Origin of the sequence: Streptomyces avidinii, assembly GCF_014650695.1 — a bacterium.
Classification (GTDB): Bacteria; Actinomycetota; Actinomycetes; order Streptomycetales; family Streptomycetaceae; genus Streptomyces; species Streptomyces avidinii.
This window is the reverse complement of the sequence record NZ_BMVL01000015.1, coordinates 145,333-167,937: the sequence shown is the minus strand read 5'-3', so window position 1 is coordinate 167,937 and position 22,605 is coordinate 145,333. Positions and strand designations below refer to the sequence as shown.

The following is a 22,605-nucleotide window of genomic DNA, read 5'->3' as shown; positions in this document are numbered from 1 at the left end:
ATTCTTCCGCGCACGCGGGAGGACAGGCACGTCGGAAGAGTCGGCCGTCAGTCGGAGTCGGGGCTGCATTGGGGGAGAGTCGCAAGCGCTTCTGAATGCCTGGTTAATGGCGTGTGGCTTCCCGGGTCCGGCGTGGTGCACGGACCGCCTCCCGGCGGGGGTGGCGGGGGCCGGTGCGCCCCGGCGTGCGCGTGCGCGGGCCGTTGCGGGGCTCCGCCGGGAGGGGTCTCGGGGGTGGGAAGGGTCGCGGGGGCGGGAGGGGTCAGCTCTCCGTGCGGTACATCAGGTCGACCTCGTGGGTGGTGAAGCCGAGGCCCTCGTATACGGAGAGCGCCGCCGGGTTGTCGGCGTCCACGTAGAGCATGGCCGTCGGGAGGCCCTGGGCCGCCAGGTGGCGCAGGCCGATCGCCGTGAGGGCCTTGCCGAGGCCGCCGCCCTGGGCGCCCGGGCGGACGCCGACCACGTAGACCTCGCCGAGCCGCTCCGCCGCGTGGACCTTCGTCCAGTGGAAGCCGACGAGCTCCCCGTCGCGCTCCGCGAGGAAGAAGCCCTTGGGGTCGAACCACGGCTGAGCGATCCGGTCGTCGAGGTCGCGCTGGGCGAGCGAGCCCTGCTCGGGGTGATGGGCGAAGGCGGCCGCGTTCGCCGCGAGCCAGGCGGTGTCGTCGGTGCCGGGCACGAAGGTCCGTACGGTCACGCCCGGCGGGAGCACCGGCTCCGGCAGCGGGTCGCCATCGGCCAGTGGCCGGCGCAGCTGGCGGAGCTCGCGGAAGAGGGTCAGGCCGAGGACCTGCGCGAGGTGCCGGGCGGCGGACTTGCCGCCGTGGGCCCATACCCGCAGCCGCTTGCCGGAGGCGGCCAGCAGGGCCGTGCCCATCGCCCGCCCGTGCCCGCGCCCGCGCAGGGCCGGGTGCACGACGAGCTCGGCTGCCGGGGCCTCCACCGGGTCGGTGTCCTCCAGTTGGCCATAGGCCGCGAGCCGGCCGCCCTCGGTGAGCAGGAAGTGCCGGATCCCCTCGCGCGGTCCGCCGCGCAGCTGGAGCCGTCCCTGTTCGGAGACGGCGGTGGTGCCGTCCGTGCGCGCCGCGTCCTCGATGAGTTCGAGTACGGCGCTCGCCTGTTCCCCCGTCAGCTCGTCGAGGGTCTGAATCTGCCGTCCCGGTTCCAGGGCCGCTGCTGCGTCAGTCATGGCACGAGCCTACGACCGCCGTGGGGAAGGGGCGGAGTGCGGGCGCGTGGTCGGTGCTTCTTCTGCACGTAACCAACGCGATACCCGTTACCCCCTGGTAGAGCTACGCGCGTTGACCATAGGCTTCGGCGGACCTCCCATGTCCTACCGCTGTCACATAAGGGGACTAAATGTCAGCGACGCCACAACGGCACCGCCGAACCCGCCGGTTGACCCTCGCCGCTCTCGCCGTCACGGCCGGAGCCGGCGCGATGGTCGCGGCCGCACTTCCGGCCGGTGCCGCGAGTGGTGGCGGTTCGGCCAAGAGCCGGACCGTCGATGTGCAGATGCTGTCGTTCAACGACTTCCACGGCACGCTGGAGCCCCCGCAGGGTTCCTCCGGCAACGTGACCGAGCGTCAGGCCGACGGCACCACCAAGTCCATACCCGCGGGCGGGGTCGAGTACCTCGCGACCGGCCTGCGCGAGGCCCGCAAGGGTCATGAGTACTCCGTCACGGCCGCGGCCGGTGACATGATCGGCGGCAGCCCGATGCTGTCCGGGCTCTTCCACGACGAGCCGAGCATCGAGGCGCTGAACAAGCTGGGCCTGGACGTGTCCAGCGTCGGCAACCACGAGTTCGACGAGGGCAAGGCCGAGCTGCGCCGCATGGCGTACGGCGGCTGCCACCCGGTCGAGGGCTGCTTCGAGTTCGGCAAGGACTTCACGGGCGCCCAGTTCCAGTACCTGGCCGCCAACGTCACGGACGAGAAGACCAAGCGTCCGATGATGTCGCCCACGTACGTCTGGAAGAAGGGGGACGTGAAGATCGGCTTCATCGGCGTCACCCTGGAGGGCACTCCGGACGTCGTGACCGCCGACGGCGTCAAGGGCCTCAAGTTCGGCGACGAGATCGAGACGATCAACAAGTACGCCGCCGAGCTGAACAAGCAGGGCGTGAAGTCGATCGTGGCGCTGATCCACGAGGGCGGTCTGCCCGCCAACGGCGCGTACAACTACGACTGCAACGTCCCGGGCGCCGGCGCCGGCATCTCGGGCGCGATCGTGGACATCGCCAAGAACGTGGACTCCAAGGTCGACGCGCTGGTCACCGGTCACACGCACCAGGCCTACGCCTGCAACATCCCCGACCCGGCGGGCAACCCGCGTACGGTGACCTCGGCCGCTTCCCTCGGCCGCCTGTTCACCGACACCACCCTCACCTACGACCGGCAGACCAAGGACATCGTCCGTACGCCGATCGCCTCGCCCAAGCCGGTCAACAAGGTCGTCACCCGGGACCAGACCAAGGCCGCGGACATGACCGAGCTGATCCAGCGCTGGAACGCGCTGGCGGCCCCGATCGCCAACCGCCCGCAGGGCTTCATCTCGGCCGACATCCCCGGCCGCGGCTCCGAGGCGCCCGAGAAGCCGCTCGGTGACCTGATCGCCGACGCGCAGCTCGAGGCGCTCGCCCCGGCGGACAAGGGCGGCGCGCAGCTGGCCGTCATGAACCCGGGCGGCATCCGTTCGGACCTCGCCTACAAGGCCTCGGGCAGCGAGGGCGACGGTGTGGTGACGTACGGCGAGTCCTTCACGGTCCAGCCGTTCACCAACATGATGAACATCGTCGACCTGACCGGCGCGCAGCTCATCACCGCGCTCCAGCAGCAGGTCAGCGGCCCGGTCAACGGGGCGAACCCGAAGATCCTGCAGGTGTCGAAGGGCTTCACGTACACCCTGGACATGACGAAGGCGGGCGTCGACCGCATCGTCGTCGACTCGGTGAAGCTGAACGGCGCGGCCATCGACCCCGCCAAGACCTACCGGGTCGCGATGAACGAGTTCCTCGCGGGCGGCGGTGACGGCTTCACCGTCCTGAAGGAGCACAAGAACAAGCTCGTGGGCGCGTCCGACCTGGACTGCTTCAACGACTACCTGACGAACAACTCCTCGGCGGCGGCCCCGATCGCCCCGCCGGCGGCGAACCGGATCACCGTCATCAAGTAATACGCGCGTGCGGTAAGCCCGGAGGGGCGGTGGGCCGGTCGGCCCGCCGCCCCTCCGGCGTTTCCCCGTGCCCCCCCGTGGCGTGGGGATCAGAGGGTGGCCAGGAACGCCTCGACGGCTCCGTGGAAGCCTTCCGGGTCCGTGAACGGCACGAAGTGGTCGCCGTCGAGGGGCGTGTACGAGGTCTTCGGGCGCCTGGCGGTCATCGCGTCGGCCACGGCCTGCCCGAGGGCCTGGCTGCGGGTGCCGTGGATCAGCAGGGCCGGGCAGGTGCTCGCGAGCCAGGTGTCCCAGTGGTCGCCCTCGCAGGCGCGGATGGAGTCGAGCATGTCCTGCGGGTGGTAGGCCAGGCGCCAGCCGCTTCCGTCCGGGAGCGGGCGCATTCCGTGGGCGATGAAGGGCGCGGCGGTCGGCCCGGCGGCGGCGAGGAGTTCCTCACGGGTGGGGGCGGTGCAGGGGAGGCCGTCGAGGAAGTCGTACCAGTTCGGTCCGGTGGGGATGCGGATCTCGACGGTGGCGTCGACGCCGATGAGTGCGGAGATCCGGTCGGGGTGGGCGGCGGCCAGGTGGTAGGCGTTGAGCCCGCCGACGGAGTAGCCGAGGAGGGCGACGGGCGCGTCGAGGCCGAGGTGGTCGAGCAGGGCGACGGCATCGCGTACGTAGCCGTCGCGGTGGTAGTCGGACGCGCGGTCGGAGTCCCCGTGGCCGCGCTGGTCGGGGGCGATGACCCGCCACCGGCCGCGCAGGGTCTCGGCGAGGCCGGTGAAGGCGGCGCCCTCCGACATGCCGCCGTGGAGTGCGAGGAGCGGGCGGCCGGGGCCGCCGAAGTCCAGGTAGGAGAGGGCACGGTCGTCGATCTTCAGCTCGTGGCGCATGGCTCTGGCCTCCCGTTGGTCCGCGGATCTTCCGATGGCTGAAGCCTGCCAGGATTTGGGCAAGCGCGCCATACATACGTCTCGCGCGCTTGCCCAAGTTGGTGCGCGGCTACGATCCCCGCATGGGAAATCGCGAGGACCTGCTGGCCGGAGCCCGGCGCTGCCTGGAGGAGAAGGGCTACCTGCGCACGACCGTGCGCGATATCGCCACGGCCTCGGGGGTGAGCATGGCCGCGATCGGCTACCACTTCGGATCCCGGGACGCCCTCCTCAACCAGGCCCTGTTCGCCGCCATGGAGGAGTGGGCCGCGGGGTCCGGCCGGCTCACCGGTGAGGGCGAGAGCGCGGGGGAGCGCTACGCCGACACCTGGGACCGCAAGATCCGCGACTTCGGCGAGATGCGCTGGCTCTGGCTGGCCTCCGTCGAGGCCTTCGTCCACGCGCAGTCCTCGCCCGAGCTGCTCGCGATCCTCGCCGAGGGGCAGCGCCGCAACCGCCGGATGGTGGCCGCGGCCCTGCGCGGGGTGCCGCCGGAGGAGGTCTCCGAGGCGGATGTGCGGTCCCTCGGCTCGATGCACATCGCACTGCTCAGCGGGGTGATGGTGCAGGCCCTGACCGATCCGGAGCAGGCGCCCGACGGCCGCGAGCTCCTGCAGGGGCTGAGGTCCATGGTCGAGTTGCTCGAAAGCTGACCCCTACCGACAGGTAGCAAAGCTGACGTGTGCACGCCATAATCCGGCCATCACCGGGTCGGCAAAGGGGCGGGCATGGGCATCGGCATGGGCACGGGCATGGGTACGGGGATGGACCGGCGGGCGTTTCTGGTCGGAGCGCTGGCCGCGGGCGCGGCCGTCGGACTCGCAGCCGCACCCGCCTCGGCGGCGGCACTCGGCACCCAGGACTGGATGGCGGGCCTCGGCGACTCCACCGCCCTCCAGCGGATGACGATCCCCGGCACCCACGACTCCGGCGCCACCAAGGGCGGCCTCTATGTCGCCTGCCAGAACACCTCGATCGCCCAGCAGCTCGACTCCGGAATCCGCTTCCTCGACGTCCGCTGCCGGGTCACCGGCGGCTCCTTCGCCATCCACCACGGGTCCTTCTACCAGGACCTGATGTTCGGGGACGTCCTCGTCGCCTGCTGGAACTTCCTCGCCGCGCACCCCTCCGAGACGGTTCTGATGCGCGTCAAGCAGGAGTACTCCGGGGAGAGCGACGCCACCTTCCGCGCCGTCTTCGACGACTACCTGAACAACCGCGGCTGGCGCCCCCTGTTCCGGATCGCCGACTCCCTGCCCACCCTCGGACAGGCCCGCGGCAAGGTGGTCCTGCTCGCCGACAACGGCGGCCTGCCGGGCCTGCGCTACGGCGACGGCAACGTCTTCGACATCCAGGACGACTGGAACGCCGAGCCCTTCGCGAAGCGCGGCATGATCGAGAACCACTTCCGCAAGGCCGTCCAGCAGCCCGGCAAGCTCTTCGTCAACTATGTCAGCACCTCGGCGTACATGCCGCCGCGCTGGAACTCCGACCGCCTGGGCCCGCAGGTCCACGGTTTCGTCGACGGCGGGGAAATGGCCGGCCGGACCGGGCTCGGCATCGCCGCGATGGACTTCCCGAACACCCGCTCCGGCCTGGTCGCATCACTGATCCGGCACAACTGACGGATCGGAGGGCGGCGGCATCGGCGCCCCCGGAATGCGGAGCACCGCCTCCGTACCCGCCCCGCCGTCGGCCGCCGCCCGAAGTTCCGCGCTGCCGCCCGCGCGCGCCACCGTACGGGCCACGATCGACAGGCCCAGTCCGCTGCCGGGCAGCGCACGGGCCGACTGGGACCGCCAGAACCGCTCGAAGACGTGCGGCAGCTCCTCGGCCGGAATGCCCGGGCCGTGATCCCGTACGGCCAGCCGGCCCGCCCGCAGCGTCACCTCGACGGTGCCGCCCGGCGGGCTGAACTTCACCGCGTTGTCCAGGACGTTGACCACGGCCCGCTCCAGCGCGGCCGCCTCGCCCCGTACGTACCAGGGCCGCAGGTCCGAGTCGAAGCGGAGCTCCGGACCGCGCAGCCGGGCCCGGGACAGCGCGGACCCGGCGATCTCGTGCAGGGCGACCACCCCGAGCGGGCCCGGGGAGGCCGCGTCCGGCCGGGACAGCTCCTGCAGATCGCCGATCAGCGAGGCCAGTTCCGTCATCTGCGCCTTGACCGAGGCCAGCAGCTCGCGCCGGTCGTCGGGCGGGATGGCCCGGCCGGTCTCCTCGCTGCGCGCGAGCAGTTCGATGTTGGTGCGCAGCGAGGTCAGCGGGGTGCGCAGCTCGTGCCCGGCGTCCGCGATCAGCTGAGCCTGGCGCTCCTGGGAGGAGGCGAGGGCCGCCGTCATCGAGTTGAAGGACCGCGACAGACGGGCGATCTCGTCGTCCCCCTCGTCGGGGATCCGCACGGTCAGGTCCTCGGTCCGGGCGATGTGCTCGACGGTTCCGGTCAGTTCGTCGACGGGCCGCAGCCCCGTACGGGCCACCCACAGGCCGGCCGCGCCCGCGCCGACCACACCGATGCCGCAGACCAGGAGCAGCACCCAGGCCAGGGTGGACAGGGGCTTGTCGATGTCGTCGAGCGGCTTGGCCACGGTCAGTGCGGCGGCCCGCCCGTCGAGCAGGGCCGGCTGGGTGTAGACGCGGACCGCCACGCCGTCGGAGGTGGTCGCGTCGTAGAGGGCGGCCCCGCGCCGCCGCTGGGCGACCTCCAGGTCGGTCTCGCTGATCCGCAGGGTGCTGCGGCCGTCGACCCAGCAGTGGCTGCCGTCCGGCCGCACGATCTGCACCTGGGCGCTGAGGTTGTTGGCGGGCCGCTCCGGCAGCGCGCCCGTGACGGACACGCAGCCGAGCGAGCGGTAGACCTGGTTGGCCTGCGCCTCCGCGTTGGTGGCGCGCAGCGAGCTGTCCAGCTGGTCGCGCAGCTGGGTGCGGACCATCACCCAGGACACCGCCGCCACGCCCGCGACGGCCAGCGCCACCGCCACCGTGACCAGCAGGGCGAGCCGGGAGCGCAGCGGCAGTGTGCGGAATCTGGCCGCCGGGCTCATTCGGGCCCGCCCTCGCCGGCCCGCAGGGCGTAGCCGACCCCGCGCACGGTGTGGACCAGGCGCGGCTCGCCGCCCGCCTCGGTCTTGCGGCGCAGGTACATCACGTACACGTCCAAGGAGTTGGAGCTGGGCTCGAAGTCGAAGCCCCAGACGGTCTTGAGGATCTGCTCGCGGGTCAGGACCTGGCGCGGGTGCGCGAGGAACATCTCCAGCAGGGTGAACTCGGTCCGGGTCAGCTCCACCGGCCGCCCCGCCCGGGTGACCTCGCGGGTCGCGAGGTCCATGCGCAGGTCGCCGAAGGTCAGGGCGTCCTCCCGGGGCTCGGCGCCGGCCTGCGGGGCCGCGTAGGAGCTGCGGCGCAGCAGGGCGCGGACGCGGGCGAAGAGCTCGTCGAGCTCGAACGGCTTGACGAGGTAGTCGTCGGCGCCCGCGTCGAGGCCGGTGACGCGGTCGCCGACGGTGTCCCGTGCGGTGAGCATCAGGATCGGTGTGACGCTGCCGCCCGCCCGCAGCCGGCGGGCGGCCGTCAGCCCGTCCATCCGGGGCATCTGGATGTCCAGGACGATCAGGTCGGGGTCGTACGAGGCCGCCCGGTCGAGGGCGTCGATCCCGTCGACGGCGGTCTGTACGGCGTACCCCTCGAAGGCGAGGCTGCGGCGCAGGGCCTCGCGGACGGCCGGCTCGTCGTCCACGACGAGGATCCGCGCTTCGCCTTCGGCGGGGTTCATGGATGGGTCTCCCAGGGGTGGTGGTCGGCCGGCGGGTGCGGCACGGGACGGCGCCTCCAGCCTCGCACGGACGGGCCGGGGGACGGGCCGACGGACGGGCCGACGGACGGGCCGACGGACGGGCTAGAAGACGGTGCCGAAGCCGTTCGCGGCGCCGCCGGTGCCGTTGCCGGTGTCCGAGGAGCCGGCCCCGCCCGGGCCGCCCTTGCGGAGGGAGTCCAGGTCGGCCTTGATCGTGTCGACCGGGATGGCGAAGCCGAGGCCGACGCTGCCGGCGGCGGAGCTTCCGGTCGAGGGCGAGTAGATCGCGGAGGGCATGCCCACGATCTCGCCGTTCATGTTGACCAGGGCGCCGCCGGAGTTGCCGGGGTTGAGGGAGGCGTCGGTCTGGAGCGCCTTGTACGAGGTGGTGTCGGAGCCGGTGTCCCCGTTGAACTGGCGGCCGCCGAAGGAGAACGGCCAGCTGTCCTCGCCCTGCTGCCGGTTCTGCGGGGAGTGCTGCTCCGACTTCGGCACCTTCACCTCGCGGTTCAGCGCGGAGACGATGCCGCTGGTGACGGTGCCGGTGAGACCGTCGGGGGAGCCGATGGCGACCACCTGGTCGCCGACCTTGACGCCGCCGGAGCTGCCGAGCTTGGCGGGCTTGAGCCCGGACGCGCCCTGGAGCTTGATCAGGGCGAGGTCCTTGTCGGGGTCGGTGCCGACGATCTTGGCGGAGTGCTTCTTGCCGTCGCTCATCGTCACCTGGATCTCGGAGGCTCCGCTCACCACGTGGTTGTTGGTGACGATCTCGCCGTCGGCGGTGATGACGATGCCGGACCCGGTGCCCTGACCCGATCCGGTGCGGACGTCGATACGGACGACCGAGGGGCTCACCTGCTCGGCGACGCCGGCGACGGTGCCGCTGCTGGACTGCGAGACGTTGGTGCCGTTGACCCCGCCGGAGGTGCCGGCCTGCCGTTCCATCAGCTGCTGGACGGCGGCCGCGGTGCCCCCGCCGACCAGGGCCGCGGCGAGCGCGACGGCGGCCAGCAGGGCGACGGGCCGCTTGGCGCGGGGTGCGGGGGCGGCGGCGTGGGCGGGCTGGCGCGGGCCGCCGCCCTCTGCGGCGCCGCCGGTGGCGGTCGCTCCCGGGACCGTCTCGCCCCGGATGACCGGCGGCTGGTGCGCCTCGTGCCAGCCGGGTGCGGCGGGCGGGTACGCGGGCGGCGGCGGGTAGGCCGCGGCCGGGTCCTGGGCCGGGGCCGGGGCGGCTGCCCCGACCCCGGCCCCGTGCGCCAGCCGGTCCCGCCCGCGCTGCCAGTCCTCGCCGAACGGCGCGTGCTGGGCCGGGCTGTTCTCCTGCGGGTACTCGCCTTCGCGGCGGAAGCTCTCGGTCATGACTATGACTCTGTCCACCGATCATGAGAGCTTCCTGAGTCCGGCCTGAGAAGCCCGACAGAACCGCGTATGACCGATATAAGGACCGGCCTTGACCCTCGACCTGGTGGAGGTCCCAGAGTCACGGGCGTGGAGAGCGAGATGCACAGCATTGGCGAGATGGGCCGGGACAGCGGGCTCGGCGTGAGCGCGCTGCGGTTCTACGACCGCGCCGGCGTCCTGGTGCCCGCCCGGGTGGATCCGGTGACCGGATACCGCTGGTACGCGCCCGAACAGCTCGACGAGGCCCGGCTGCTGGCCCGGCTCCGGCAGGCGGGGATGCCGCTCGCGGACGTCCGGCTCGTCCTGGCGGGCTGGGCCGGCGCGGACTCCGGGGACAGCGGTCTGGTGCCCCGGCTGCTGGACGGTCACCTGCGACGGCTCGAACGCGAGCTCGCCGATGCGCGCGGGGCGCTCTCCACGGTTCGCGCGCTACTGGAACACAAGGAGAGCAGCATGACCACGACCACCGCCCCGACCCGCACCGCCCGGCTCACCGTGCCCGCCGCGGAGTTCGCGGCCGCGCTGGACGCCGTACGGTTCGCCGTCGGCAACGACCCCGAGCTGCCGGTGCTCGGCGGGATCCTCTTCGACGTGGAGGGGGCGGACCTGCACCTCGTGGCCACCGACCGCTTCCGGATGGCGGTGGCCTGCGCGTCCACCGGCGGCCACGCCGGCGAACGGGTCCAGGTGACCGTGCCCACCCCGCTGGCCGATGCCATGCGGGCCCTGCTGACCGACGGGAGCGAGGCCGTCCTCACCGTGGACGGGGACGCGGTCGAACTGCAGACCCAGGGCCGCCGGGCCGCCGGACAGGCCCTCGGCGAGGAGTTCCCCGACTACCGCCGTCTGACGAGGCTCCCCGAGGGGCGCCGCATCACCCTGGACGTACCGGCCCTGCGGCGGGCCCTCGCCGGGCAGGACGGCGAACGGTGCGCGCTCGTCCTGACGGACACGGTGGTTGTCGCCGTCGACCCCGCCGTCGACTCCGCCGACGACCGCGACGGCACCGGGGCCGCCGGGGGCTTCGACGCCGCGGGCGACCGGGTCGGGGTCAACCCCGCCTTCCTCCTCGACGCGCTCGCCGCCGGGGAGGAGATGCAGCTGGAGTACGTCGGCCCCCGGGCCCCGCTGGTCCTGCTGCGGCCGGGCACCGAGGACACGTTCTCCCTGCTGATGCCCTGCACGCTCGACGCCTGACCCGGCGGACCCGACCGACCGGGCGGACCCGACCGACCCGGCGGACCCGACCGACCCGACCGACCGGGCGGACCCGGGGTCAGCGGCAGCCGCAGGAGCGGCGGATCACCAGCGCCGACGGGAACTGCTTCAACCGTTCCCGTCGGGAGCCGGCCACGCGCAGGCCGTCGTCCAGAACCAGGTCCACCGCCGCGCGGGCCATCGCCGGGCGGTCCGAGGCGATCGTGGTCAGCGGCGGGTCCGTGAGGGCGGCTTCCTTGACGTCGTCGAAGCCGGCGACGGCCAGTTCCCCGGGCACGTCGATGCGCAGCTCGCGCGCGGCCCGCAGCACACCGATCGCCTGGTCGTCCGTGGCGCAGAAGATGGCCGTCGGGCGGTCGGGCCGCGCCAGGACCTCCAGGGCGACCGTGTACGCGTCGTAGCGGTTGTACGGGGCCTCGATGAGCCGGCCCTCGACCGAGCGACCGGCCTCCTGCATGGCCCGGCGCCAGCCCTCGACGTGGTCGGCGACCGGGTCACCGACGGACGGGGTGTTCTCGACGCCGCCGATGCAGGCGACGTACTCGTGCCCGTGCTCCAGCAGGTGGCGGGTGGCGAGCTGGGCGCCGCCGATGTCGTCCGTGACCACGGCGACGTCGTCGATCGCCTCCGGGCGCTCGTGCAGCAGCACGATCCGCGCGTCCCAGGCCTCGATCTCCGACGCCGCGCGCTCGCTCATGCCCTGGCTGACCAGGATCAGGCCCGACACCCGCATGCCGAGGAAGGCCCGCAGGTAGTGGACCTCGCGCTCGTCCCGGTAGTCGGAGTTGCCGACGAGCACCATCTTCCCGCGCTCGGCGGCGGCCTGCTCGACCGCGTGCGCCATCTCCGCGAAGAACGGCTGACGGGCGTCCGGGACGATCATGCCTATGAGGTCGGTGCGCCGCGAGGCCATCGCCTGGGCGACCCGGTCCGGGCGGTAGCCCAGGTCCTTGATCGCGGCGAGGACACGCTCGCGCGTGGCCGGGGCGACCGGCCGGGGTCCGTTGTTGATGACGTAGCTCACGACGGCGGTAGACGTACCCGCAAGTCGTGCAACGTCATCCCGCGTCACCTTGGCCACGCGCGGCAGTCTACGCGGGGTGACCTACCTCTGGGCAGGGCGTCCGGCCGAGTGGATGCTCACAGGGTCTTCGGCCGATCGGGTGACGGCCGCGGCCGTCGCATCGGCCGGCTGCGCGGCGGCGGAAGCGGCGACCTTGGCGGCCGCCTGGGCCGCGGCCTCCGCCGCCGCCCGCTCGACCTTCTCCGGCGTGACGAAGCGGTAGCCGACGTTGCGGACCGTGCCGATCAGGGACTCGTGCTCGGGGCCGAGTTTGGCGCGCAGCCGTCGTACGTGCACGTCGACCGTGCGGGTGCCGCCGAAGTAGTCGTAGCCCCAGACCTCCTGCAGCAGCTGGGCGCGCGTGAAGACCCGGCCCGGGTGCTGGGCCAGGTACTTGAGCAGCTCGAACTCCTTGAAGGTGAGGTCGAGCACCCGCCCCTTGAGCTTGGCGGAGTACGTGGCCTCGTCCACCGACAGATCACCGTTGCGGATCTCCATCGGGGAGTCGTCCGAGCCGAGCTGCTGACGGCCGGTGGCCAGCCGCAGCCGCGCCTCGACCTCGGCGGGGCCGGCGGTGTCCAGCAGGACGTCGTCGATGCCCCAGTCGGCCGTGACGGCCGCCAGGCCGCCCTCGGTGACGACGAGGATCAGCGGACAGCCGGGTCCCGTGGAGCGGAGCAGCTGGCACAGCGACCGCACCTGCGGCAGGTCGCGGCGGCCGTCCACGAGGATGACATCGGCTCCCGGGGTGTCCACCAGGGCGGGGCCCTCGGCCGGGGCCACCCGGACGTTGTGCAGCAGCAGGCCGAGGGCGGGCAGCACCTCGGTGGACGGCTGCAGGGCGTTGGTGAGCAGCAGGAGTGAGCTCACGACCGACCACCTGCCCGGGTCGGACGGTGGTGCACGGTTCGCTGGTCCATCACGTCGGTTCCTCCTCGGTCCCGTCGAGGACGTGCGCGGTACTGCTTCGTACGGCTTGCCCGGTGTCCCTGCGGTCCCCGCGCCCTGGGGTCCGCATGGATACCACTGTTCTCGGTTCGTTCAACGCGCTGAAAGCACAAAAGGACCCGGGGGCAACGTTGCCCGGATCCTCTCGCCAAGCAGAATAGCCCACCCGTCGATGCGTGGCCGAGGCTTCTTCCTCTTCCGCTTCTGTGGTTCATGCCACCTCACGACCGGTGTATGCCCGGGTTTCACCGGATCGGGGGCCCGCCGAGCGGTACCGCTCGGTCACCCGGGCGCACACCCGGCGCGTCGGGGCACGCCGGGCACGCCGGGCTCGGCGGTGGGAGGGGCCATCATGGAGGCCGACGGTAGAGAGCCGACGATAGGAGCTGCAGTGGCAACCGGAACCATCCGCTACTGGGCGGCGGCCAAGGCCGCGGCCAAGACGGCGGAGGAGCCGTACTCGGCGGGCACACTCGCCGAGGCGCTCGACGCCGTGCGGGAGCGCCACCCCGGGGAGCTGACCCGGGTCCTGCTGCGCTGCTCCTTCCTCGTGAACGACGAGCCTGTGGGCAAGCGCCCGCATGATTCCGTCCCGCTGACCGAGGGGGGCACCGTAGAGGTCCTCCCGCCGTTCGCGGGCGGGTGAGCGGGAGCCGATGAGTACGCCTGAGGAACAGCAGCGACAGCAGTACGCCCAGCAGCAGCAACAGCAGCAGCCGCCGCAGGATCCGTACGGGACCCAGACCTGGCAGTCCGACACCTGGGACACCAGCCACCAGCCGGTGCACCCGCCGCTGGGCGCGGTGCCCGGGCAGCCGGTCGCGCCCGAGGGCTGGTTCCGGGACGAGGCCCCGGCGCCTGCGCCCGCGCCGGCCCCGTGGCAGGACTATGCGCCGGAGCCGGTGCAGGAGGCGTATCCGCAGCAGGCGGTGGCTCCCGAGGGCTGGTTCCGCGGCGAGGCCCCTGCGCCTGCGCCTGCGCCGGCCCCGTGGCAGGACTATGCGCCGGAGCCGGTGCAGGAGGCGTATCCGCAGCAGGCGGTGGCTCCCGACGGCTGGTTCCGCGACGAGGCCCCGGCGGCCCCTGCGCCCGCGCCCGCCCCGGTGCAGGGCTGGCCGCAGGGCGCCGAGACGGCGTACCTGCCGCCGTACCCCGGCCCCGGTGCCGATCAGCAGCAGTCGCCGCCGGTCGAGCGGACCGCGTATCTGCCGCCGGTGGTGGCGGAGCCGGCCGCCGCCGAGCAGACCGCCTACCTCCCGCCCCAGGCGGCCGCCGCCCCGGGCGAGGAGCCGGCCGAGGCGCCCGGCGAGCCGCAGGAGATCACCTCCTGGTCCCCGCCCACCCTCGCCGGAAACACCCTGCGCGCCGTCGACCCCGCCCAGGCCCGTGCAGAGGGCCGGTCGCCGATCATCGACCCCGGCCCGCAGTCCGCCATACTGACCGCCGTCCTCGGGCTGCTGCTCGCCGGGACCGCCGCCCTCGGGCAGTACGCCCTGCTCCTGCCGCTGATCGCCCTCCAGGGCCTCACCGCGGCCGGCTGGTTCCGCCTCAACGGCATGTGGCCGGCCCGCCAGGGCATCGCTCTCGCCTTCGCCGGAGCCGTCGTCGCCGACGCGGCCGTGCTCGCGGTGGACTCCTCGTACGGACCCGGCGCGATCGTCGGCACCCTCGGTGCCTGGGTGCTGCTCACGCTCGTCCTCCAGCTGCGCAGCCACGCCGATCCCGACGAGCGGATGTACGGGCTGATGGCCTCGGTGGCCTCGGCCGCCCTCGCCATCATCTGCGCGGGCTACCTCGCGGCCGACTCCGCCGCCGCCACGGTGGGCGCCGCGGCCGTCGCGGTCGCCGTCTTCGCCCGTGCGCTGCCGCTGCCCACGGTCCCTTCGGTCGGCGTCTCGCTGGCCGCGGCCGCCGGCGCCGGTATCGCGGTCGGCGGGATGACCTCGGTCGGTGTGGGCGGGGCCCTGATCGGTCTCGTCGCCGGGGTGTGCGCCCTGGTCGGACTGCGGGTGGCCGCGTACGACTACCCGTCGAAGTTCGTGCACATGACGGCCGGTGTGGCGCTGCCGCTCGCGGCAGCCGCGCCCGCCGTGTACCTGATCGGCCGGGTGGTGGGCTGATCCCTGCCCGACAGGGGGCATGGTCAACTAGAACGCACGTACCGACTAGTAGGGGGAGGGAACGTGCGTTTCCTGCGCGTCGTTGTGATCATCGGAGTGGTGCTGGGGGGCCTGTTCGTGGGCGTGGACCGCTGGGCGGTCGGATACGTCGAGAACCGGCTGGCCGACCGAATACAGGCGCGGCAGGGCCTGGCCGGTTCCTCGGAGGTGGAGATCGACGGGTTCCCCTTCCTCACCCAGTTGATCGGCCGGGACCTGGAGCGGGTCGACCTGAAGCTGCGGGGCGTGGAGGTCGCCGCCGAGGGCCGCAAGACGCGGCTCTCGGAGCTGGACGCGAGCTTCCGCAGCGTGAAGCTGAACGGTGACTACAGCGGCGGGACCGCCGCGCGGGCCGAGGGCACCGCGCTGATCACGTACGCCGACCTGACGGCGGCCTCGCAGACCGGCGCGACCCTCTCCTACGGCGGGGCGCCCGGCAAGGTGAAGGTCACCGCGTCGGTGGAGGTGCTCGGCAAGACGCTGACGCACAGCGTGGTGTCGACCGTCACCCTGGAGGACGCGCCGGACGGGAAGGGCGGCAAGATCGTCCGGGTCCGTGCCGACGAGGTGCCCGGCGGGAGCGTTCCCGGGGTCGAGAAGCTGATCCGCCGGAAGACCGACTTCGACGGCAATCTCGACGCTGGCATGCCGGCCGGACTGCACCTGTCGTCCCTGACCTCGGACGAGGCCGGTGTGCACCTCACTCTGGGCGGCTCGAACGTGGTGGTGGCCGGATCGTGAGACAGTGCGGTCCGATCCGCAGAAGGGCGGGCCGTACGCGAGGTCCCGGGGGCGGCGCGGCGGCCGCCCGGGGCGCTCACGTCCCAGAATCCGGACGATCCTGTCTCGACATATGACACACCGGTGACAGGGCGGCCGATTCGTCCCTACGATCCATGGCTATGAAGCATCAGCAGGCGGACCTCACGAAGCGACGGGCAGTAGACCTGTGTCGCGTCGCCGCCATGCTCTGTCGATCCATGTGACCTGTGAGCGCATCCGCTCCATCGACCGGACGACGGCCCCACGGCCCTTCCCGCGTGACCGCACCAGCCTCCTGATTCCCTGACGCCTCCCCGCGCAGGACCTCGAGCGCACCCGTAGGCACGCAGCACGCGTTATCCGCACAGCCCCGCCGCACACTGCCCCGGAGGAGAACACCATGAGCCGCAGCGACGTCCTTGTAGACGCCGACTGGGTCGAGGCCCACCTGAACGACGCCAACGTCGTGATCGTCGAGGTGGACGAGGACACGTCCGCGTACGACAAGAACCACATCACCAACGCCGTCCGGATCGACTGGAAGAGCGACCTCCAGGACCCGGTCCGCCGCGACTTCGTGGACCAGGAGGGCTTCGAGAAGCTCCTCTCCGCCAAGGGCATCTCCAACGACGACACCGTCGTCCTCTACGGCGGCAACAACAACTGGTTCGCGTCCTACGCCTACTGGTACTTCAAGCTCTACGGCCACCAGGACGTGAAGCTCCTCGACGGCGGCCGCAAGAAGTGGGAGCTCGACTCCCGCGACCTGGTCGACGGCAAGGACGTCCCGAACCGCCCGGCCACCGAGTACAAGGCCAAGGCCCAGGACACCACCATCCGCGCCTTCCGCGACGACGTCGTGGCCGCGATCGGCTCCCTGAACCTGGTCGACGTCCGTTCGCCCGACGAGTTCTCCGGCAAGCTGCTCGCCCCGGCGCACCTCCCGCAGGAGCAGTCGCAGCGCCCCGGCCACGTGCCGAGCGCCCGCAACATCCCGTGGTCGAAGAACGCCAACGACGACGGCACCTTCAAGTCGGACGAGGAGCTCACCGCCCTCTACGAGGCGGAGCAGGTCGACCTCGCGAAGGACACCATCGCCTACTGCCGCATCGGTGAGCGCTCCGCGCTCACGTGGTTCGTGCTCCACGAGCTCCTGGGCCAGGAGAACGTCAAGAACTACGACGGTTCGTGGACCGAGTACGGCTCGCTGGTCGGCGTGCCGATCGAGCTCGGCCCCAACAAGTAACCAGACCGACGACCGGGCACGCGACGCCCTCGTAGTACGACCTCTCTAGGACAGGACAGAGAACATGTGTGGAGCACAGATCGGCGGGCCCGACCTCGCGACCCTCAAGCCCGGTGAGACCGCGATCCAGGGTCAGATCACCAAGGACGGCGAGCCGGTCTCCGGTTACGTCCGCCTGCTGGACTCGACCGGCGAGTTCACCGCCGAGGTCCCGACCTCGGCCACCGGCCAGTTCCGTTTCTACGCCGCCACCGGCTCCTGGACGCTGCGCGCGCTCGTCCCGGGTGCCCAGGCGGACCGTGCCGTGGTCGTCGCCGAGGCCGGCGGCGTGACGGACGTGGCGATCGCGGTCTGAGCACCGCACATGTGATCGCCTGATCGATCGGCCGAAGGGCCGCACCCCCGGGGGTTGGACGCCACTGGAACGGGGTGCGGCCCTTCGTGCCGTCCCGGTCCTACTCTGGAGACATGTACGCCCGGCGCCGGCGCGCCTATTTCCTGCTCATGGGCGGATGCCTGGTCCTCTTCGTCTCCGCCTGGGCCTTCGTGCGCCTGTGGTCGGTCGAGGCCGCGGTGGCCATGTGCGTGGTCGCGATGGTCATCCCGCCGGTCGCCGCGATGATCGCGAATCGGCGCGGACCGGACGACCGCTGGTGGGACGACCCCTCGGGCGACCCGAAGTCCGACGAGTGGTGGGACGAACTGGACGGAAAGCGGCGTCACGAGGATTGAAACCTCGCGAGACGAGACCGTGATCTTCGTTCGTACAACTGCTCCCCTCAGGTGCGGGTCATGGGGTACGCGCGGGTAATCAACCTGCGCCTGCAGTCCTGTGGGGGACCCCTTTGGAACACGAACAGACCATCCCTGAGCAGCGGAAAGGGGAGGAAAGCGCACCGGAATCGGACGCTTCGGCCCCGCGCCGCCGGACGGGCCGCACGACCCTCCTGATCGCGGGCGCGGCCGCGCTCGGCGTCCTCGCGGGGACGATCACCGGCTACGCGGTCCAGTACCACCGCGAGCCCACGGCCCTGCCGCCGCTGGCCCAGCAGAAGATGGCCGCACCGAAGCCGCAGGCGATGAGCGACACCACGACCCGGCGCTCGATCAACGCCAACCGCTGGCACAAGGCGGACGAGGAACTGGCCAAGAAGCTGCTGGACGTTCCGGGCGGAGCGAAGAGTGACTTCTCGGGCGCCGTGTCCGTGGACATGTTCGCCGCCGGGTACTACAAGGAGGCCTCCGGCGGTCTCGGCGGACTCATCACCGACCGGATCCGGAGCATCGCCTCCGCGGACTGGACCGAGTCCGACCGGAACTTCGTCGAGATCAACCTGCTCCGGTTCAGCAACCGCAACGAGGCCGAGGACTTCCAGCTGGGCATCGAGCACTACATGCCCACCAAGGAGTACGCGGGCAACGCGGGCAAGGAGGTGCCGGGTGTTCCCGAGGAGTTCGGCCACATGTGGGTCGACTCGGAGGCGAACGAGAAGCCCGGCTACCACCCGCTGCGCAGCGGCCGTGCCGTCGTCCGCCGCGGCGACATCGTGGTGAGCATCCAGTACACGAACAACCGCGGCGAGGTCGACGAGAGCGTCCTGGCCGACCTGGCCAAGCGACAGATGGAGCGGCTGTGAGCGAGCAGCAGAACGTGACCGGCGCGGAGGCCGAGGTCCGGGTCGAGGACGAGGCCACGGTCGAGGCTGCAACGGAGACCGGGACCGGGACCGAGGCCGCGGGTGACGTCGCGACCCTGCCCGAGCCGGAGCAGCCGGCCGCTGCCGGTCCCGCGCCCAAGGTGAACCGCAAGGTGGTCACCCTGGTGGCGGCAGCCGTGGGCGCCGTCGTCCTCGTGGGCGCCGGCGTCGGGGCGGCGGCCGCGCTCGCCGGAGCCGACCGGACCTCGCCGACGCGGTACTGGCTGGCCGCGGACCACACGACCAGTGGTACGCAGGCCCCGGTGCCGTCCGTGCCCCCGAACGCGCTCACCGGCAAGCTGCTGCCGATGCCCAACGACTACTGGCCCGGCCCCGACATCGACAAGGAGGGCAACTTCTACTCCCTCTCGGGCGAGCGGGCGCTGGAGAGCTTCAAGGACGCCCGCAAGGGCCTGTCCAGCAGCGAGCGCACCGAACGGGACAAGGTGCTCGCCGACCTGAAGCTCAAGGGCCTGGCCGGGCGCAGCTACTCGCGCAAGGACGGCGTCGGCGGCGGTGTCGTCGCCGAGATCCAGCTCGTCCAGGCCGACCCGGCACAGCTCGCGAAGTTCGGTGAGTTCGCCGGGAAGCTGATCGCGCTCGGCGGTTCCGCCGGCGAGGCGCCGAAGGTGGACGGCCACCCGCAGGCCAAGTGCTCGGTGAACCCCATCGTCATCGAGAAGAAGGACAAGAAGAACAAGATCGACGCCCTCGACTGCCTGGCCGTCGAAGGAGACGTCATGGTGAGTTTCCGGATGTACGGGAGCGAGGGATTCGTGGTGAAGGACGCCGCGGGCCTGTTCAAGCAGCAACTCGACCACCTCAAGTCCCCCGGAGAGTCCGCGTGAGCGAGCAGACCACCACCGCGGCCACCGAGCCCGAGCCGGTGCCCGCGGCGACGCCCGAGCCTGCTGCGGAGGCACCCGGGACCGTCACCGAGACGGCATCCGGGACTCTCGGCGATACGGCCGCCGAGACCGCCGGCGAGACGGCTGCCGAGACCGTCACCGACGCGGGCGCCGAGACCGTCGAGGCCCCCGAGGCCGTGCCGGCCCCGCCCAAGGACCGGCGCAAGCTGTTCGCCGCCCTGCGCTGGACCGCCGCAGTCGCCGTCTTCGCCGCCGTCGGCACAGGGGTCGCGTACGGGATCACGGTGCCCGAGCGCACCGACATCCCCGGCCTGGCCACCGAGGGGGACGGCCGCTGGACGTTCCCGGCGCTGTCCCGGCCGGCCCTGCCTGCGGGTGCCCCCCTGCCCCAGGGCCCGGACAACAAGGACGGGACGCACTACGCGCCCCTCAGCGGTCTGCTGCTGCCCGCTCCCGTGGGCGCCAAGGCCGACGACGCGGTCAAGGCGGACGAGGACGGGGCGGTGTCGGTCGACACCTTCCTGGAGGAGTACACGCCCGACACTCGCGAGAAGCTGAAGCAGTCCCTCGAATGGGACGGGCTGCGGCAGATCACCGGCCGGGGCTGGACGACGTCGGACGGCACGCGCACGCACGTCTACCTGCTGCGCTTCCACTCCTCGGGCTTCGTGGACGCGTTCAAGGGCTGTGACAGCAACATGCGGCTGAACGGGGTCTCGGCCCTCGACCTGGACGACGTGTGGAGCAGGGCCAAGGGCACCCAGATGAACAGCACCACGCTGGACTTCCCGGGGGCGGCCAACTTCGACGGCACCGAGCTCAGCGTCTACCAGGAGCTGAAGCCCCTCCTCGGCGAGGAGCAGACCAAGATCGGGTGCCTCCGGACGGGTGACGTCCTCGGCATGGTCATCCAGACCCGCAAGGGCGAGGTGGCCCCCGTTCCCTTCCACCAGAGCGTGATCCTGCAGAGCCAGCTGCTGAGCTGACCGACGGGACCGGCGGTACGGGCCGACGGGTACGGGCCACCTCGCAGAGTGCGCCCGGCCCCGGGCCAGTAGGCTTGGGGACCGGCCCGTACCCCCCGAACGAATTCCGAGGAGCACCCCGTGCTTGAGGCAGTCTTCACCTCCCTGCTGGTCCTGGTCTGCGTCGGCGTCATGGCCTTCACCGGCCTGGCCGTCAAGAAGCTGTACCAGGGTCAGCGCTGAGCGTCCGCCCAGCTGACCGCCCCGGAACCCCTCCCACAGATCGCCTGAGCAGCCATTCATGATCCAGATCCCGTCCGACCTGAACCCGGGCCTCGTCCCCCTCGCCTTCCTCCTCGGCAACTGGGAGGGTGCGGGCGTCTTCGACTTCCCCGGTGAGGAGAAGTGCAACTTCGGCCAGGAGGTCGTCTTCAGCCACGACGGCCGGGACTTCCTGGAGTACACCTCCCACTCCTGGGTCCTCGACTCCGAGGGCAACAAGGTGCGCCCGCTGGAGTCCGAGTCGGGCTACTGGCGCATCGACAAGGACCGCAAGGTCGAGATCGTCATGGTCCGCGACCAGGGCGTCGTCGAGGTCTGGTACGGCGAGCTCGCCGACCAGAAGCCGCAGATCGACCTGGTCACCGACGCGGTCGCCCGTACCGCGGCCTCCGGCCCGTACAGCGGCGGCAAGCGGCTCTACGGCTACGTGAAGAGCGACCTCATGTGGGTCGGCGAGAAGGCCACGCCGGATGTCGAGCTGCGTCCGTACATGTCGGCCCAGCTGAAGAAGGTCGTCACGCCCGAGGAGGTCGCCGAGATGGCGCGCAACCTCCCGGACATGCCGGACGACGGCATCGCCTTCTTCCGCTGAGTCCACAGGCAGTGCGAAAGGGGACCGCGGGATCGCCCGGGGTCCCCTTCGCGCGCATACACTGACCGGGTGGGGAGCAGCGTGGACACCGAAGGCTCTGACTGGAAGAGCGACCTGCGGCAGCGCGGATACCGGCTGACACCGCAGCGCCAGCTCGTGCTGGAAGCGGTCGACGCCCTGGAACACGCCACCCCGGACGAGATCCTCGTCGAGGTGCGCAGGACCGCCTCCGGGGTCAACATCTCCACCGTCTACCGCACGCTGGAGCTCCTGGAGGAGCTCAAGCTGGTCTCGCACGCCCACCTCGGGCACGGGGCCCCCACCTACCACCTCGCCGACCGGCACCACCACATCCACCTGGTGTGCCGCGACTGCGCCGAGGTCATCGAGGCGGATGTGGACGTGGCCGCCGACTTCACGGCGAAGCTCCGCACCACCTTCGGTTTCGAGACCGACATGAAGCACTTCGCGATCTTCGGCCTGTGCCGGGAGTGCGCCGCCAAGCAGCGTGCCGCTCAGCCGTAGCAGGGTCGTACGCTTGGTCCCATGACCAGCAGCCCCTTGCTCCATCTCCCCGGCGCCGTACCGGCCGAAGGCCGTGACGAGGGCGTCGCCGCCCACTACGGCGAGCTGTACGGCGAACAGCGCTCCCTCGCGGAGGGCCGCGGCTTCGTCGACCTCTCCCACCGCGGGGTCGTCACCGTCAGCGGGCCGGAACGCCTGAGCTGGCTGCACCTGCTGCTCACCCAGCACCTGACCGAGCTGCCGGCCGGGCAGGCCACCGAGGCGCTGATCCTCTCCGCCAACGGCCACATCGAGCACGCGCTCTACCTCGTCGACGACGGCGAGACCACGTGGGCGCACGTGGAACCGGGCACCCAGGCCGAGCTGATCGCCTACCTGGAGTCCATGAAGTTCTTCTACCGCGTCGAAGTCGCCGACCGCACCGAGGAGTTCGCGGTCGTGCACCTGCCGGCCGGCTCCATCGCGGAGGTCGCCAAGGAGCACGTCGTACGGGAGACCGCGCACGGCCGGGACGTCTTCCTGCCCCGCGCCGAGCTGGAGTCCTTCGCCGCCGGGCACGGCCCGGCCGCCGGACTCCTCGCGTACGAGGCCCTGCGCGTCGAGGCGCACCGGCCGCGGCTGGGCCTGGAGACCGACCACCGGACGATCCCGCACGAGCTGGGCTGGATCGGCACGGCCGTGCACCTGCAGAAGGGCTGCTACCGCGGCCAGGAGACGGTGGCCCGCGTCCACAACCTGGGCAAGCCCCCGCGCCGCCTGGTCTTCCTGCACCTGGACGGCTCGGAGGTGCTGCTCCCGGCGCACGGCACCCCGCTGCGGCTGGCCGCGGACGGGGAGGAGGGCCGCCAGCTGGGCTTCGTGACCACTGCCGTCCGCCACCACGAGCTGGGCCCGATCGCGCTCGCACTGGTCAAGCGAAACGTGCCGGTCGACGCGCCGCTGCTGGCCGGGTCGACGGCTGCCGCCCAGGAGGTCGTCGTAGCCCCGTAAGGGGTCC

At 71.8% G+C, this 22,605-nt stretch carries 24 protein-coding genes; 17 read left to right on the top strand and 7 right to left on the bottom strand.

Features of this window, described 5'->3' with window-relative positions; all coding sequences use genetic code 11:
• Positions 1 to 262: 262 nt before the first annotated feature.
• On the bottom strand, positions 263 to 1,189 hold the full coding sequence (gene mshD, locus IE257_RS31025; protein WP_189973173.1) for a mycothiol synthase: 927 nt from the start codon (positions 1,187 to 1,189) through the stop codon (positions 263 to 265).
• A 170-nt stretch (positions 1,190 to 1,359) separates the two neighbouring features.
• Here mshD and IE257_RS31020 point away from each other — a divergent pair, with 170 nt between their 5' ends.
• Positions 1,360 to 3,177 (top strand): bifunctional metallophosphatase/5'-nucleotidase, encoded by a 1,818-nt coding sequence (locus IE257_RS31020; protein WP_189973172.1) that lies wholly within the window; start codon positions 1,360 to 1,362, stop codon positions 3,175 to 3,177.
• An 89-nt stretch (positions 3,178 to 3,266) separates the two neighbouring features.
• Here the strand turns inward: IE257_RS31020 and IE257_RS31015 are convergent, their stop codons facing one another.
• A complete protein-coding gene (locus tag IE257_RS31015) occupies positions 3,267 to 4,052 on the bottom strand; it encodes an alpha/beta fold hydrolase (RefSeq protein WP_189973171.1) in 786 nt (261 codons plus the stop codon).
• A 122-nt stretch (positions 4,053 to 4,174) separates the two neighbouring features.
• On the opposite strand from IE257_RS31015, the gene IE257_RS31010 reads away from it, so the two are divergent.
• A complete protein-coding gene (locus IE257_RS31010) occupies positions 4,175 to 4,744 on the top strand; it encodes a TetR/AcrR family transcriptional regulator (protein ID WP_189973170.1) in 570 nt (189 codons plus the stop codon).
• A gap of 75 nt (positions 4,745 to 4,819) precedes the next feature.
• Positions 4,820 to 5,716 (top strand): phosphatidylinositol-specific phospholipase C, encoded by an 897-nt coding sequence (locus tag IE257_RS31005; protein ID WP_229920759.1) that lies wholly within the window; start codon positions 4,820 to 4,822, stop codon positions 5,714 to 5,716.
• Here the strand turns inward: IE257_RS31005 and IE257_RS31000 are convergent.
• The 3 genes from IE257_RS31000 to IE257_RS30990 form a co-directional block, all read right to left on the bottom strand.
• Complete coding sequence (locus tag IE257_RS31000; protein WP_189973169.1) at positions 5,696 to 7,132, bottom strand: sensor histidine kinase; 1,437 nt, start codon at positions 7,130 to 7,132, stop codon at positions 5,696 to 5,698. The genes IE257_RS31005 and IE257_RS31000 overlap by 21 nt on opposite strands.
• Positions 7,129 to 7,860, bottom strand: coding sequence for a response regulator transcription factor (locus tag IE257_RS30995; RefSeq protein ID WP_189973168.1), 732 nt, complete (start codon positions 7,858 to 7,860; stop codon positions 7,129 to 7,131). The genes IE257_RS31000 and IE257_RS30995 overlap by 4 nt, the downstream gene beginning before the upstream one ends.
• 123 nt (positions 7,861 to 7,983) lie before the next feature.
• The gene (locus tag IE257_RS30990; protein ID WP_189973167.1) at positions 7,984 to 9,240 is read right to left on the bottom strand and encodes a S1C family serine protease; all 1,257 of its coding nucleotides are present in this window, start codon (positions 9,238 to 9,240) and stop codon (positions 7,984 to 7,986) included.
• Between the two features lie 141 nt (positions 9,241 to 9,381).
• Here IE257_RS30990 and IE257_RS30985 point away from each other — a divergent pair, with 141 nt between their 5' ends.
• Positions 9,382 to 10,479 carry a DNA polymerase III subunit beta family protein gene (locus IE257_RS30985; protein ID WP_229920758.1) on the top strand — a complete coding sequence of 366 codons (1,098 nt, stop codon included), beginning with the start codon at positions 9,382 to 9,384 and terminating at the stop codon, positions 10,477 to 10,479.
• 79 nt (positions 10,480 to 10,558) lie between these two features.
• Here IE257_RS30985 and IE257_RS30980 read toward each other — a convergent pair whose 3' ends face one another.
• Entirely contained in the window at positions 10,559 to 11,581 is a 1,023-nt protein-coding gene (locus IE257_RS30980; protein WP_030728501.1) for a LacI family DNA-binding transcriptional regulator, read from the bottom strand.
• Positions 11,582 to 11,605: 24 nt separating this feature from the next.
• Positions 11,606 to 12,433 carry a response regulator transcription factor gene (locus IE257_RS30975; protein WP_189973165.1) on the bottom strand — a complete coding sequence of 276 codons (828 nt, stop codon included), beginning with the start codon at positions 12,431 to 12,433 and terminating at the stop codon, positions 11,606 to 11,608.
• Positions 12,434 to 12,902: 469 nt separating this feature from the next.
• Between IE257_RS30975 and IE257_RS30970 the strand changes: the two genes are divergently transcribed.
• From IE257_RS30970 to ygfZ, 13 genes are all read left to right on the top strand, one after another.
• The gene (locus tag IE257_RS30970) at positions 12,903 to 13,157 is read left to right on the top strand and encodes a MoaD/ThiS family protein (RefSeq protein ID WP_030387258.1); all 255 of its coding nucleotides are present in this window, start codon (positions 12,903 to 12,905) and stop codon (positions 13,155 to 13,157) included.
• 10 nt (positions 13,158 to 13,167) lie between these two features.
• Positions 13,168 to 14,631 (top strand): hypothetical protein, encoded by a 1,464-nt coding sequence (locus IE257_RS30965; protein ID WP_189973164.1) that lies wholly within the window; start codon positions 13,168 to 13,170, stop codon positions 14,629 to 14,631.
• Between the two features lie 63 nt (positions 14,632 to 14,694).
• Positions 14,695 to 15,411, top strand: coding sequence for an LmeA family phospholipid-binding protein (locus IE257_RS30960; protein ID WP_189973163.1), 717 nt, complete (start codon positions 14,695 to 14,697; stop codon positions 15,409 to 15,411).
• A gap of 155 nt (positions 15,412 to 15,566) precedes the next feature.
• On the top strand, positions 15,567 to 15,656 hold the full coding sequence (locus tag IE257_RS39545) for an Ms5788A family Cys-rich leader peptide (RefSeq protein ID WP_350875872.1): 90 nt from the start codon (positions 15,567 to 15,569) through the stop codon (positions 15,654 to 15,656).
• A 176-nt stretch (positions 15,657 to 15,832) separates the two neighbouring features.
• Positions 15,833 to 16,678: a sulfurtransferase gene (locus IE257_RS30955; protein ID WP_189973162.1), complete on the top strand. Its 846-nt coding sequence runs from the start codon at positions 15,833 to 15,835 to the stop codon at positions 16,676 to 16,678.
• 64 nt (positions 16,679 to 16,742) lie between these two features.
• The gene (locus IE257_RS30950; protein WP_030011783.1) at positions 16,743 to 17,033 is read left to right on the top strand and encodes a DUF1416 domain-containing protein; all 291 of its coding nucleotides are present in this window, start codon (positions 16,743 to 16,745) and stop codon (positions 17,031 to 17,033) included.
• 113 nt (positions 17,034 to 17,146) lie between these two features.
• A complete protein-coding gene (locus tag IE257_RS30945) occupies positions 17,147 to 17,410 on the top strand; it encodes a DUF3099 domain-containing protein (protein ID WP_189973161.1) in 264 nt (87 codons plus the stop codon).
• 113 nt (positions 17,411 to 17,523) lie between these two features.
• Positions 17,524 to 18,315, top strand: coding sequence for a hypothetical protein (locus tag IE257_RS30940; protein ID WP_229920757.1), 792 nt, complete (start codon positions 17,524 to 17,526; stop codon positions 18,313 to 18,315).
• The gene (locus IE257_RS30935) at positions 18,312 to 19,223 is read left to right on the top strand and encodes a hypothetical protein (RefSeq protein ID WP_229920756.1); all 912 of its coding nucleotides are present in this window, start codon (positions 18,312 to 18,314) and stop codon (positions 19,221 to 19,223) included. Before IE257_RS30940 ends, IE257_RS30935 begins: the two co-directional genes overlap by 4 nt.
• A complete protein-coding gene (locus tag IE257_RS30930; RefSeq protein WP_229920755.1) occupies positions 19,220 to 20,230 on the top strand; it encodes a hypothetical protein in 1,011 nt (336 codons plus the stop codon). The genes IE257_RS30935 and IE257_RS30930 overlap by 4 nt, the downstream gene beginning before the upstream one ends.
• A gap of 280 nt (positions 20,231 to 20,510) precedes the next feature.
• Positions 20,511 to 21,083, top strand: coding sequence for a heme-binding beta-barrel domain-containing protein (locus IE257_RS30925; RefSeq protein ID WP_189973160.1), 573 nt, complete (start codon positions 20,511 to 20,513; stop codon positions 21,081 to 21,083).
• Positions 21,084 to 21,152: 69 nt separating this feature from the next.
• Positions 21,153 to 21,608, top strand: coding sequence for a Fur family transcriptional regulator (locus IE257_RS30920; protein ID WP_229920754.1), 456 nt, complete (start codon positions 21,153 to 21,155; stop codon positions 21,606 to 21,608).
• Between the two features lie 21 nt (positions 21,609 to 21,629).
• Positions 21,630 to 22,598 (top strand): CAF17-like 4Fe-4S cluster assembly/insertion protein YgfZ, encoded by a 969-nt coding sequence (gene ygfZ / locus IE257_RS30915; protein ID WP_189973159.1) that lies wholly within the window; start codon positions 21,630 to 21,632, stop codon positions 22,596 to 22,598.
• Positions 22,599 to 22,605: the final 7 nt, after the last annotated feature.